This window comes from Paenibacillus sp. Y930 (assembly GCF_056786375.1).
On record NZ_JBXCIX010000010.1, the window covers coordinates 16,940 to 29,367 of the forward strand.

16 protein-coding genes are annotated in these 12,428 nt (G+C 35.7%); all 16 read right to left on the reverse strand.

The genetic code is table 11. The annotated features are described in order from the left end of the window. Positions 1-12: 12 nt before the first annotated feature. Positions 13-801, reverse strand: coding sequence for a class I SAM-dependent methyltransferase (locus tag AC1TO5_RS19520; RefSeq protein ID WP_482064517.1), 789 nt, complete (start codon positions 799-801; stop codon positions 13-15). A 254-nt stretch (positions 802-1,055) separates the two neighbouring features. Next, positions 1,056-1,586 (reverse strand): DinB family protein, encoded by a 531-nt coding sequence (locus AC1TO5_RS19525; RefSeq protein WP_482064518.1) that lies wholly within the window; start codon positions 1,584-1,586, stop codon positions 1,056-1,058. 52 nt (positions 1,587-1,638) lie between these two features. Beyond that, positions 1,639-1,956: a hypothetical protein gene (locus AC1TO5_RS19530; protein ID WP_482064519.1), complete on the reverse strand. Its 318-nt coding sequence runs from the start codon at positions 1,954-1,956 to the stop codon at positions 1,639-1,641. Between the two features lie 112 nt (positions 1,957-2,068). Beyond that, positions 2,069-2,377 (reverse strand): TIGR04104 family putative zinc finger protein, encoded by a 309-nt coding sequence (locus AC1TO5_RS19535; protein ID WP_482064520.1) that lies wholly within the window; start codon positions 2,375-2,377, stop codon positions 2,069-2,071. Next, the gene (locus AC1TO5_RS19540) at positions 2,355-3,011 is read right to left on the reverse strand and encodes an NUDIX hydrolase (protein ID WP_482064521.1); all 657 of its coding nucleotides are present in this window, start codon (positions 3,009-3,011) and stop codon (positions 2,355-2,357) included. Before AC1TO5_RS19540 ends, AC1TO5_RS19535 begins: the two co-directional genes overlap by 23 nt. A 17-nt stretch (positions 3,012-3,028) precedes the next feature. Continuing rightward, positions 3,029-3,550 carry a DinB family protein gene (locus tag AC1TO5_RS19545; protein WP_482064522.1) on the reverse strand — a complete coding sequence of 174 codons (522 nt, stop codon included), beginning with the start codon at positions 3,548-3,550 and terminating at the stop codon, positions 3,029-3,031. Between the two features lie 43 nt (positions 3,551-3,593). Next, positions 3,594-3,752, reverse strand: a complete 159-nt coding sequence (locus tag AC1TO5_RS19550; protein ID WP_482064523.1) for a hypothetical protein — start codon at positions 3,750-3,752, stop codon at positions 3,594-3,596. 250 nt (positions 3,753-4,002) lie between these two features. Next, positions 4,003-4,359, reverse strand: coding sequence for a DUF6933 domain-containing protein (locus tag AC1TO5_RS19555; protein WP_482064574.1), 357 nt, complete (start codon positions 4,357-4,359; stop codon positions 4,003-4,005). 258 nt (positions 4,360-4,617) lie between these two features. Then, entirely contained in the window at positions 4,618-6,669 is a 2,052-nt protein-coding gene (locus tag AC1TO5_RS19560; RefSeq protein WP_482064575.1) for a serine hydrolase domain-containing protein, read from the reverse strand. Positions 6,670-6,855: 186 nt separating this feature from the next. Further along, on the reverse strand, positions 6,856-7,209 hold the full coding sequence (locus AC1TO5_RS19565; RefSeq protein ID WP_482064524.1) for a peroxiredoxin family protein: 354 nt from the start codon (positions 7,207-7,209) through the stop codon (positions 6,856-6,858). A gap of 173 nt (positions 7,210-7,382) precedes the next feature. After that, on the reverse strand, positions 7,383-8,219 hold the full coding sequence (locus AC1TO5_RS19570; protein WP_482064525.1) for an alpha/beta fold hydrolase: 837 nt from the start codon (positions 8,217-8,219) through the stop codon (positions 7,383-7,385). Positions 8,220-8,371: 152 nt separating this feature from the next. Further along, positions 8,372-9,655: a GHKL domain-containing protein gene (locus AC1TO5_RS19575; RefSeq protein ID WP_482064526.1), complete on the reverse strand. Its 1,284-nt coding sequence runs from the start codon at positions 9,653-9,655 to the stop codon at positions 8,372-8,374. Between the two features lies 1 nt (position 9,656). Next, positions 9,657-10,397, reverse strand: coding sequence for a LytR/AlgR family response regulator transcription factor (locus AC1TO5_RS19580; RefSeq protein ID WP_482064576.1), 741 nt, complete (start codon positions 10,395-10,397; stop codon positions 9,657-9,659). Positions 10,398-10,687: 290 nt separating this feature from the next. Then, the gene (locus AC1TO5_RS19585) at positions 10,688-11,257 is read right to left on the reverse strand and encodes a DJ-1/PfpI family protein (RefSeq protein WP_482064577.1); all 570 of its coding nucleotides are present in this window, start codon (positions 11,255-11,257) and stop codon (positions 10,688-10,690) included. Between the two features lie 19 nt (positions 11,258-11,276). Beyond that, on the reverse strand, positions 11,277-11,579 hold the full coding sequence (locus AC1TO5_RS19590) for a hypothetical protein (RefSeq protein ID WP_482064527.1): 303 nt from the start codon (positions 11,577-11,579) through the stop codon (positions 11,277-11,279). A 187-nt stretch (positions 11,580-11,766) separates the two neighbouring features. Then, positions 11,767-12,240 carry an NUDIX hydrolase gene (locus AC1TO5_RS19595; protein WP_482064528.1) on the reverse strand — a complete coding sequence of 158 codons (474 nt, stop codon included), beginning with the start codon at positions 12,238-12,240 and terminating at the stop codon, positions 11,767-11,769. Between the last annotated feature and the right edge of the window lie 188 nt (positions 12,241-12,428).

Below are 12,428 nucleotides of genomic sequence, written 5' to 3' on the forward strand. Positions count from 1 at the left end.
GATATTCTGTTACTACTTCTCAGAATTCATTCCAATTAACATATAACTTAATGGTAAATGTTCTTCATCGGATTCCAAATGACTCGAAACCGCTGAAATGTCTTTGGAATACTCTTCAAAATATTTAATATTCGTCCCTTGCTTAATAAGCCCTTGAATGATATTCGACATTGTATGTGGAAACCAATATTGGGGTTTTGATATGTAATTTTCTTTGCCTACATAATCCAAACTATCATTACTGATAAGGGGTGTATCTTTAAAGTACGAATACTTAAATTCCTTTACTTCCTCATCGAAGATATCAATGATTGGATGCATTTCGTATATGAAGACTAATCCGTCTACTTTCAAGAGTTTAACGATCTTTTGGAAAAACAAATCTAAATCTGGCATCCAACCCAATGTACCTACTGATATATACACATAATCGAATTGAGAATAATACTCTTTGGGAATTTCATAAATATCAGTACGTACATATTCCACTGGTATATTAACACTTTCTGAAAGATTAATGGCTTCTTTTATAGCTTCATCGGATATATCGAATCCTACACACAGTTCTGCCCCAAGTTTTTTAAGTGATATAGTTTCAATCCCATTGTTGCAACATATTTGTGCAACCTTCTTACCGACTATGCCATACTCGTGTAATTTGCTAATGACAACATGATCTAATTGAATATAGTCCGGGTTTTTCAAATCGGTAAAAATAGAATTCCCTCTCGCCTGTTGGTGCAGTGGAGTTACTTCATTCCAAGCTTCTCTATTTAGTTCAGTGATTTTTTTAATTTCCATTCATGCTCACTCCCAAATTTATATAATAAAAAGTTTTTAGATATAACCTTTTATATTTCAAATCCAATACAAATGTAGGAATTTCCCCTGCACTGATTTTACTTTCATGCATCTATTTCAAATGTTTTTTTGACATTACTTCAAGCTTCTCCCTATGCTTTTCATTAATATGATTTGCAGTTTCCTTTCTTTTAATATCCGATCGGGTTCTATCTGAGTTAGCTCTTCTGAAAACTTTACTAATCGCCGGGACTTTAATTAAAATGTATATTTTCTTTATACCACTTTCTAAGTTGATTAATATTAGCCTGATGGTAGCGACTATGATCAGCCATATGCCATAATCCCCAGCGAATAGTTGCTTGCTTTTCGTTTTCATGTCCAAACGTGACAACTTTATCAAGATCATTATCTATTAATTGTGTACATGTATCTTTCAACATTGTCAGTACAACTTCATAGTCAGACATAAGTCTGTTCAAAGACTTCCCTTGAATCATCGGCAGCCTATTATTTGCATCTATCATGGGGCCGTATTGTTCTATTAATGACTGTGAAAGTGGTTGTCCACTTATTCTACAAACCCAATTAAGATCAACATATGTGATATGTTTGATTAACTGAGCGGCACTATTAAAATTGTAATTTGGACCTTTATAATCTACTTCTTCTTGAGACATGCCAGCAATGATTAGTTTTAGTCGTTGGCTGTTTTCTTTCACAGTAGAATATAATAATCCTACCGTTGGTGACATATTGGCGTCACCTTGTAAGTCATATATCATACTAGCCTTCCTCCTTTTTTTCATGAAGAGTTCTATCTCTACTTTGTTGTAACTATTTTGATATACTCTTTAAATCTTTAATATCATCTTCCTTATCCCATAGTGCAAGGAGTTTCCAAGCAATGAAAAAAATTAAGGTTATAATTCCAATAGTATAAAGCGTTCTTAAGTAATCTATTTCATAATAGACTTGGAATCCGTTTACAACTCGATCTGCAATCAAATTAAAAAGAAATACATAACTATATCCATTAATCTCTTTATCAGGTCCCCAAACTTCAAAGCTTGGAATAAAGATCACACTTGAAAAAAGGATTATGACTATATAAGAAATCAATAAAATACTGCTACTTGATATTTTTCTATTCATTTCAAAAACTCCTTCGGATTTTCTAAGTTCCTGTAATTTCACCTAACGCTCCGTGATTAACGAATCTGCGCTGAATCTTCTCCGATTGAGCTGTCATATAACGTTCAGGTATTCAATCAGCCAATTCTTCTTTGTTTAATTTAAACCTCATTAAAAAAGGAATTATCAAAATCATTAGCATCATTAATAAAAAGATTATTAAATATATAACCAATATGTTGTATTTCGATGGATTAAAAAAACCAAATGCTGACATAACTGGAAATACCACAGCGCAAAGAGATGTTCTAAGCCTTGAATTAAATGTAACCTTATGAATCTCATCACACTTACCACACACTACTGACTGATAGTTTAAAAAACCAGATTTCATGACTTGTTTATATTTAAATCTTCCCTTACAATTTAAACATTTCTGCATATTTTCTCCTATTTTCTAGAATGTCCTTGATTTGATTAACTAATAATTTATAAAATGTTTCATGATGAGGGACAAACTGAGCCCTTCCTACAACTTTATTAACTTTGATTCTATTTCCATTATTATCTACGATAAACCCTTGTACATCAATTTGATTTTTTCTGCCCATCCACAAATCAAAAAAATCATAGAATCGTGTAATAAACATGCCTGAAACTTCTTCCTTTTGTATCGAAAATTCATCAAGAGATCCGTTGTAATCATATAAATAAACATGAGCAAATTCTTTGTCGATAATTTTACTGTTAGCTACAACATAATCTATGACTCCTAATGGAGTTAGTTCATACATACTAACATCAATGCCGGTCTCCTCTTTAACCTCTCTTATTCCATCCTCGACAGTTTCGTTTGATAATAAATGACCGGCGGCTGTAATATCTAATAGATTCGGGTAATCCTGTTTATGTTCACTTCGTAGTTGAAAATAGATATATTCGTTATTCTCATCTCTGCTAATGAACCAGCAATGAAAGGCTTCATGCCAATAACCATATTTATGAACATCTTCACGAGTTGCCACACCAATTGGAACTCTATGTTCATTAAAAATATTTAACAGTTCTGAATCCATAAAACTCCTCCACTTCGTTAAATTCGTGACCCTTTTCGACTGGAATTAGACATCCTACTTTGATGTTCCTTTAAATATTCCTTTAACGGAATAACATGATGTTGATCATGCCATATAAAATCCTTTAAGTATTGTTGAACATTAAATACATTTCCGTCTCCATCTTTATGGTGTTGAACGATTAATTCTTCTGCTAATGTCTCAATTTCTTCAACGATCTTCTTTCGATAATGTACTACCATCTCAATTAGTTCCTCTGTTGTTATTGTTCTTGAATATGTAATTGCTTTGCTATTAAAGTCATCGTAGTCTAAGTGTTTGAGAGTAATCTTTTCACCCGTAGCAATCTTTTTTATTGCTTCTTCGTAAAAATACTTATCCCATAACATGATATGACAGATAATATCTTTTACTGTCCATTTGCCTGCCTCAATGCTTGAGTTCCAAGTTTCATCATTTAATTCCTTTAAGCTGATGGAGAAAGTAATCAACTCTTCGAATAAATTAATCAATTCTTTCATTTCAATTGACATAGACATAGACAGTCATTCCTTTTCTTTTGTATTTGATTCTAAAATACTTTCAATAGTTTTTATTGCTCTTTTCATTAATATAGATATCTAATGCTTTAATTCCTCTTTGTGCAACTTGGATAAATAATATAAGACAATAAATACTTAACCCTCCGAATGCAAGGATAAATAAAATTGGAACAATACCAAAAATTGAAGCTGAGCCCATATTTTCACCTCCTCTTTTTTTACGTGCATATCAATTCATAAACTTGCTCAGCAAGTTGTCACTTGAATGGACTACTTTGTCAAAAGCATCGCCAGTAGCCAAGGCGTAACCGCTGCGTGAATCTTATAATATGTGATGGATCTGACTTCTCGAATGGTCTATAACTTGGTGTTTGTATCTTAGGCTGGTTTCTTTGTTGGACCTCCAACGGATGTGGGTCATGGTGCGAGGAATAAACTAACATTATGATTTAAGAATATTTTATTTCCAGAGTTTTCTTGAATACTTTAATAGGCTCTTCATAATTAATTGGTTTATATATCATCGAGTTTAGCCAAGCACTCAAATCAAATGTATGGTCAAACTCTACATCCCTACAATAGAATGACATTTCATTCATGGTTCCTAGAACACTCTTGTTATTTGTTTTACCTATTCTTACTTCCCCTGCTTCAAATAAATATTGATTGATTAGATTTTTTTGCACTCCCTCGATCAATAAATATTCTTTCAGTTCTGTTATAAATTTTTCTTGCAATTTGTTTAATTGAGAACTCCTTATCCCATTGACGATTAAACATAATCGACTAAAATCATTAATAAATATTAGGGGTTTGAATAAGAATACGAAAAGACTGAATCAGCAGACCGAGTAAATCTTGCATATCATAGATTATTCCACCACTTGTGTAATAATATCTATATTATACAACATTTCCCTTTATCTGTCCTATTGTATAACGTTCTTGTATTTACGAACATTCGAAGAATATTGTCAGCAGGTAAATCATCCTTAAATTTCCTCTGCTAAATGCACGAAAAAAAGGTGACGATTTCCGTCACCTTTTGCACTTATAGACTTGCTTTACAACGATAAACTGATCTTAAATACTCCTCCTGTATTACCCCCAAATACGATTAATCCTCCTTCTGGCAGTTGGACTGAATTGTTCTTGCTAGCAATAGAGAAATTGACGGGCATACCCATTGCATCATAAACAGCAAAGCCTCCTGATTGGGGAATATCAACGGTCATTGTCTTATTGGCTGATTGTTCATCTATCTTAAACCATACGGCATGGCCATTAGATGGAATGGTACTAATCGATGATTTCCCTCCATAGATGGGTTTTACAGCATCCTCGCTAATATAGGAGAATCCATCTATCGCTAAATACTCCGTTTGTCCATCTTTATAGAAATTCAAATCGAATGCATCTCTTCCGTTCATAATGGGAATTTCTGATACATTTACTGCTTTATTCTCATCAATAATTTTAGTCCCTGTTGCGTATCCATTTTCCATATCAACGGTTATATTCTTTGTTAAGATTTCTGGGGCTAGATAAAATATAGAAGTTATCTTTTCATCCAGAGCATAGTAATTTTTACCGTTCCTATTTTCCCACGCCTCTTTCGTTGCATCTTGTAGTGTGTTAGGGTTCAGCTTTTGATATTCATAGGTAACCATAAGCAATTGACCTACTCCTGGAAAATCCAAGTATGCGCTAAGCTTAAAATAGGTAATACCATTCTTCTGCCGCTCAAAGCTTACAGCTACACTACCATCATTGCTTTTAAATTGTCCATCGCCCGTATATACATATTTTTGTGGAGGAATAAACCCTCCTATGAATGCAGGTAAATCGATCTCACCGTTCTGAATCTCGACATTCATCGTTTCACCAACCATACCGTATAATCCAGAGTATGCAAGCAAATCGGATGGCATTTCCACTTTAACAGAGGATTCAAATGTTTTATTCGGTAGGATGTCTTTAATAATTCCTTTTTCTTTTAAATATTCTAATAAGACACTATTTGTAAAAACGCTGTTAAAAATTGAACTTCCACCTGCTGAAAGCACAGCTATTGAGATATTATATTCTGGTATTGTTGTCAAGTCAGCGTGATATAAAATCGTATCCCCACCTTTGTTTAGCGCCGTTATTCCATACTCATTAAACGGTGCCAAAGAAACGGCGTCCCAACCTAAACCGTAATTATAGGCATTCGTCTCTTCAGCAATCCACAATCCTTTTTTATACTCATGACTTTGCATTGATTTTACTGATTGTTCAGATAAAATATCTATTCGATTACCTATTAACACATCTGAAAACTTAGTTAATTCTTCCGCAGTCGAGTATATCCCTCCTGCCCCAAGAACGTTAGCATTTTCAACGGGTAAAGCATGATCCATCGTAGGGTAATAAGTTTTTGCGAGTTTTTCTCTATCAAAATCATCGAGTGGTGTTTTTGTTGAGCTTAAATTCAACGGGGTGCTAATGTATTTTTCAAGGAATTCACTATAGCTTAAACCGCTCACTCGTTCAACCAATTTTTCAAGTAGTTGAAACCCATCATTACAATAGACGGAATATTCACCTGGGTCTGATTTCAAATTTTCGGATTGCAATCTTATCAATAACTCATCATGATTTTGTGTATCATTATCATCAAACAGCATACTATTGCCATAGTGAGTACCGTAAAGTCCTGATGAATGATTCATTAACATGCGTGGCGTAATTTCTTGATATCTTTCATCTTCCATTTTAAAATCCTTGATATACGTTGTAAGTGGTTGATCAATATCAACTTGCCCAGAATCAACGAGCATCATCGTTGCAGCAGTTACATACATCTTGCTTACCGAACCTATACCGAACATCGTATCTTTAGTTATCGGTTTATTGTGAGCTTCATCGTTTACACCAGCACTATCGGATAAAACAACGGTTCCATGATCCATAATGGCATACTGCAAACCACTTACACCATAATTGGCAATGAGCTCCGAAGCCAGACTTTGTGCTTTTTCCTTTAGTGAGACCTCATTACCTTGTGCAAACGTATGGGTAATCGGTATTACAAAAAGCATAGCGGCAATACATACTGAAATTATTTTCTTCATCATCTGTTAGCCCTCTTTTCTTTCATTAGATTTTATTACTGATTGAATCATACTATGATGAGGGATTGAATATAGAAAAACAGCTTGAAACGAAAAAAACAATCCCTAAACAGCATGCCGTTTGGGGATTGTTTTTTAAGATCTTCCAAATTTCCGTTTTTGGATAGTATGCATCTACTTTACTTATTAGAGCGACCGCGGGTCTGGTACATCGTACAGTAGCCGATATGCTCCAGTCACTAGGCCGTTCGGATCGCTAAGGACCTGAAACTCCAGCTCGGCCTTCTCTTTGAAGGAAAGCGTGGAGTCTGGCAATTGCGGACTGACCGCGATCAGTTGGGATTGGAGTGCCTGAATGTCTGGCAAGACCTCTTGATACGCTCGCAATTGGCGGTTACAGTACGGGCACCAGCTACCGCGATAAAACGTCAGGACAACTGGTCCCTTCGATAACTCTTCATATAACGAAACTTCCCTGCCAAACGTATCTTTCAATACGAAATCCTTTGCTTTACCGCCAACAGGCAAATCGTTTGCCAAGCCTGAGCTTTGCTATTCCTTAATGAATGCTTGAAGAAGATTATGCGCCTCGATCGGCGTTGCCGCAGTAATTTCCTGTAAGGCAGCATCCTAAGTACTGATCGTCATTCGATTCGTTCTCCTCTTTGTTTCAAAACCGCGCCCCTTCAGGAGCGCGGTTTCTTATTGAATACTCAACCTTTCAAGAATTGCAGCAAAGCTTCATTGAACTCCTCAGCATGCGTGGCATTAAGTCCGTGAGGGCCACCTTCGATCACAATAAGCTGGCTGCCGGCAATCTGCTCATGCGCCTTCTGTCCGCTGATTTCAATCGGCACGATTGCGTCCGAGTCGCCATGAATGATAAGTGTTGGCACATTGAACTTCGCCAAATCGTCACGAAAATCCGTGTAGCCGAACGCCGATATGCATTCGAGCGTGCCTTTCGGGGATGCGAAAGCCGCGATATCTCGATTATATAAGCGGAACGCTTCGCTAACCAAGTCAGTTCTATCTCCCGAAGCGAAAAACGTAGTCGTGAAATCATCCAGGAACGCAAGTCGATCCATCTTCACTCCGTCTTGTAGCCCCTTAATTGCCGCATCATCAAACCCGCCATCTGGGTTATCCGCAGATTTGTATAGATATGGTGGAACCGCCCCTGCTAATACTGCCTTGGACACCCGCTCCGTTCCGTATGTGCCGATGTAGCGTGCAACCTCGCCACCACCCATCGAGAAACCCACAAGTGTCACATCTTGAAGATCTAGATGCAGGATCAATTGATGCAGATCAGCTGTAAATGTATCGTAGTCATATCCCTGCCAAGGCTGAGACGACTGCCCGAATCCGCGGCGGTCATACGTGATCACGCGATAGCCGGCTGCCATCAGAGCAGGAACTTGTTTCTCCCATGACCTTCCGCTAAGCGGCCAACCATGGATCAGTATGACCGGTTTACCCGATCCGATATCCTCGAAGTGAAGCTGAATCGGAGCTCCATTTTCATTACCAACTGTAACATTTGCCATTATAAATTCCACCTTTTCATCATTCGTTTATATTACTAAATAAACCATACGACACAGTTTGAATCATACTATGATGAAAGATTGTATTACAAAAAACACCCTGAAACGAAAAAAACAATCCCTAAACAGCATGTTGTCTAAGGATTGTTCTTCTAAAATGGGATGAGCACCATATTATTAAAAACTCTATGTTGCGTTTCTATAGTCATATTCCCACCATACTTGTCGCAGATTCTAGAAATATTCGTTAAGCCGATGCCATGAAATTCTGGGTTTGCCTTTTGGCTATGCAAATGGACTACTTCATTCTCCATATGGTTAAGTATATGAATGAATAGGGCAGATTCATTTGAATGTATTTTAATAAGTATATATCTATCCTCAGCAATTTTGACCTTCTTAGATGCTTCTACGGCATTATCCAACATATTACCTAGCGCGACACATAAGTCATATCTATCAATATTTAATTCGTGCGAATATAGGCTTATCTTTGTATTTATTTTTATGCCGTTCGCCTCGCCGATATTAAGCGTGTTCGTGACAAGAGCATCTATCACTAGATTGCCCGTATTTACCCTATGATAGGATCCTTCGACTTTATTCAACGTAACCTTAATATGCTCCCTTGCTGCTGCTAATTCATTTCGGTTAATACACTCTTCTACATAGAGAAACTGCTGGTTCGTATCATGCATAATTCTCTTTATCGATTTGAAGCTGTGCACCGTTTTCTCGTAGTTCGCATCTTGATAATCCATTTGCTGCTGCAATTGAACGTTCTCATGCATGAATAGAACTTTATCAATAATATTATCGAATATATAGATAATACCCACATTTATGACAAGATATCCAATAATGGAAATAAAATAATAAATATTTTTTTCACTGTAACTCGTTAGAACATGAAGCTGATATATACTTATGACGGGGACGATCATAAGTATAATATAGTAACGATAATGTATAGAGAAGCTCCTACGTTTAGCTATCAGTCGTATGATCTGAATGACAGCAAACATGATAATGCAACTGAGTAATATGGCCTTAATAAAGGGAGATTGAGCTTGTACATAGGTAGGATCAACGGTGCTTAAGTCAACGGAGTCTATCATATAAAAAATATAAAGGGTTATCAAATTAACGATAGTCATTAAAACAGCATAAAGTACCGTAAAAATGATCTTTGTTTTTAACTCTACTCGATAAGCTTGCGCCAAACTAAATATCATCACCAACGCTAGGATCGAGGATACAATAGGATTCATATAAACCGTCAAATATATGAAATCAAGGACTACGAATATGATGAAGTAAACAACTCTATTCTTCTTTCTCGTTGACTTATCAAGGACCGAATTAAAGAATAAATTAATTTGAAAGCACATCACAAGTGCGACACAGAGAACAATAAGCAGATTATATTGAATCATATTAATGGCCCTTCATAATCATAAACTTAGTGTAAAAATCTTTAACCTCTTTCACTTTAGAACGACCTATTGGAAATTCCGCCCCGTTGGACATGAGTACAGCACCACTGGAAAATTTCTTTACATGAATCAGGTTGATAATAATGGAACGATGAATTTGTAAGAAATTAAAATCTTTTAACGCTAATGCATAATCGGATATAATGCCTTTGCTTTCATAGGTTTGACTTGTTGTTATAAAGTTTAGTTTGCTTTTTATCGTTAAGCTTTTGGCAGCTTCAATAGCAATGATCTCCTCATATCTTATAACCACTTCTTCATAAGCTGACTTAATGATCATCCACTTCTTTTCAAGTGCTTGGAAGTATTGGCATAGCTTTATCACTTTTCCCTCCAAAATGTGAGGGGCAATGGGCTTTATCAAATATTGGAAGGTCATAACGTCGAAGCTTTCTACCATATATTCCGGATAGCTTGTTAGAAAAATAATTTGTTCATCGAGATTTTTTAAATTCCTAATGAATTGAGCTGTTTGTATTCCGTTAATACCGCTCATTTCAATATCCAATATTATAATATGGAACGGTTTCTCCTTGTTCTCATAATGAGATACGAGCTGCTCTCCCGAATCGAATAACTCAAATTCAAATTCTATATTAGACTTTATCGATAGTGTAATTAGGATATCCTTAACAAACTCACTTTGTTTTTTCTCATCGTCGCACAAAGCTACTCTATACATCAATAACCTACACCTCATTCGCAAGAAGATTGTAAATCGAATCATATGTAAGCATTATACAATATTTTCATAGTAACTTAATCAAATTTGGCTAAAACGTAAATTCCAATCCCTTAAATGCCTTCGAATCGTATTCACTGACGAGAATGGTAGAATTCAGAACGCTGCTACTGGACATACGAATGTACAATAAATATACGAAAGAATGGATTTTCATACAAAAGGAAGATGTTCCAATCAAAGCATTGCGATGAACTACTGACAGTATTAAAGCAGCCTTTTTCTGAAAACTACACTTCAACTATTCCTGCAGCAATATACGGATAATCAATTTGTTTTTTTACTATATTTGCTTCTTCTGGTCCTGCAAACAATTCAATTATATATAATCCCAAATCGATAGATGTTGCTACTCCTCCAGCAGTTATCACGTTTCCATCTTTAACTATTCGAGCTTTTATGACTTCTTGACAGTAAGGTTCTAGTAATTCATATACATTAGGGTGGGTTGTTGCTTTCTTAGTCTTTAAGAATCCCGCCGCACCTAATAGAAGTGAACCTGTACAAACAGAAATCTTATACGGAACAGATTCAGCGGTTTTAATCCAATCAACAAATTCAATATCATCTTTTAATTTTCTAGTTCCCATTCCGCCCGGAATAAATACAAGATCATATTCAGATAGATTAGGTTTGATTAAGTTCACTTTCACCTGCATTCCAAGTTCATCAGTTACTTCCTCAGTCAATCCACATATGTCCCATGTTGTTCCTTTGGTTTTTTCAAAAAGATTTAATCGATATATAACATCAAAGAGATCAAAGCGCAGCCGCAACGTGAATACTCTGTTATAGAATATCTGATAGTAATAATTGAAATTAATCTCGCTTCACTTTCTTACGACGAGAAAGTGAAATTCCACCGAAGCCACTTATGATAGCGATGTAATATCCAAAATCATACCACCAACCTGAGTTATACGTTTCATACAATCTAATACTGTGGTTGAAAACACCAATTATTAATGAAATTGGAGCAATCCATCCATGCCATATTCCCCAGAAAAATCCCGCAGGTTGTTGAGCGTTATTTGTACCATCTCCAGGCATACATCCCGTCAAAAGAGAAATAAACATAAATAACATGATTATAATGAAGAAATACTTAAGCTTAATTTCCATCACCTTCCAACAGGTTTAGATTTTCATAAATATTCTTTAGGTATTATCTTTATGTCGGTCTTCTATGGTGCGATGTGTCCGGCAACTGCTTCCCCCACTTATTTTCCCGGGATCGATGCAGCTTATTTGCCGATGCGTGAACACATTGTTATATGAAGTTGGGAACTTCATTGAATTGCATTCTTCTTTAATCTAAGTCATTATTTACAACGTGTTTTATTTGATTTTCCAATGATATATTTTGTATTAGTTCCTTTAATATCTTTGGATATAGGTTTATTGTTTCAATAGCATTAATATCAATCCATCTAAACTTAATTCCTATTTCCTCTAATCCTGTAAATTCAAATTTATTAATCGTTACTTCTCCTGCTTCTATTAAATAATAAATACCGTGTTCATGTACATTATTTATTCCGTATGCATTAAAGTTTTCAATAATCCATAATAACCTATTAACATTCCCTTTTATACCAAGTTCTTCTTCTAACTCTCTGATTATTGTACTTGCTGTTTCCTCGTTTATTTCTGCTCTTCCACCAGGCAATACCCATCCTTTTCCGTTCTTTGTCGTATGTAATAGCAGTTTGTTATCTTTAATTAAGACTCCTGCTACTCTGAAAAGGAAAACTTCATTTTGTTCCTTCATTTCTATTGGCATCGTTTTTCCTTTCGTATTCTTAGAATGATTTACTATATATCTTATTAGATTTAATTTAATTATCCTCCCTATTTCATATAACGTTTTGTATTTATGAACCCGCGAGGCTTAAAGGAGCGCCAGAGACTGGCTCTGATGTGCTTAGCCTTCTACATGCAAACATTTCTTTGAATCTCCGCTTGCAGTCC

What these genes read in the sequence shown, in the direction of transcription:
- AC1TO5_RS19570 (WP_482064525.1), bottom strand. Translation starts at nt 8,219, where the DNA reads ATGGCAAATGTTACAGTTGGTAATGAAAATGGAGCTCCGATTCAGCTT.
- AC1TO5_RS19580 (WP_482064576.1), bottom strand. Translation starts at nt 10,397, where the DNA reads ATGTATAGAGTAGCTTTGTGCGACGATGAGAAAAAACAAAGTGAGTTT.
- AC1TO5_RS19520 (WP_482064517.1), bottom strand. Translation starts at nt 801, where the DNA reads ATGGAAATTAAAAAAATCACTGAACTAAATAGAGAAGCTTGGAATGAA.
- AC1TO5_RS19590 (WP_482064527.1), bottom strand. Translation starts at nt 11,579, where the DNA reads ATGGAAATTAAGCTTAAGTATTTCTTCATTATAATCATGTTATTTATG.
- AC1TO5_RS19560 (WP_482064575.1), bottom strand. Translation starts at nt 6,669, where the DNA reads ATGAAGAAAATAATTTCAGTATGTATTGCCGCTATGCTTTTTGTAATA.
- AC1TO5_RS19535 (WP_482064520.1), bottom strand. Translation starts at nt 2,377, where the DNA reads ATGCAGAAATGTTTAAATTGTAAGGGAAGATTTAAATATAAACAAGTC.
- AC1TO5_RS19530 (WP_482064519.1), bottom strand. Translation starts at nt 1,956, where the DNA reads ATGAATAGAAAAATATCAAGTAGCAGTATTTTATTGATTTCTTATATA.
- AC1TO5_RS19545 (WP_482064522.1), bottom strand. Translation starts at nt 3,550, where the DNA reads ATGTCTATGTCAATTGAAATGAAAGAATTGATTAATTTATTCGAAGAG.
- AC1TO5_RS19550 (WP_482064523.1), bottom strand. Translation starts at nt 3,752, where the DNA reads ATGGGCTCAGCTTCAATTTTTGGTATTGTTCCAATTTTATTTATCCTT.
- AC1TO5_RS19595 (WP_482064528.1), bottom strand. Translation starts at nt 12,240, where the DNA reads ATGCCAATAGAAATGAAGGAACAAAATGAAGTTTTCCTTTTCAGAGTA.
- AC1TO5_RS19525 (WP_482064518.1), bottom strand. Translation starts at nt 1,586, where the DNA reads ATGATATATGACTTACAAGGTGACGCCAATATGTCACCAACGGTAGGA.
- AC1TO5_RS19575 (WP_482064526.1), bottom strand. Translation starts at nt 9,655, where the DNA reads ATGATTCAATATAATCTGCTTATTGTTCTCTGTGTCGCACTTGTGATG.
- AC1TO5_RS19540 (WP_482064521.1), bottom strand. Translation starts at nt 3,011, where the DNA reads ATGGATTCAGAACTGTTAAATATTTTTAATGAACATAGAGTTCCAATT.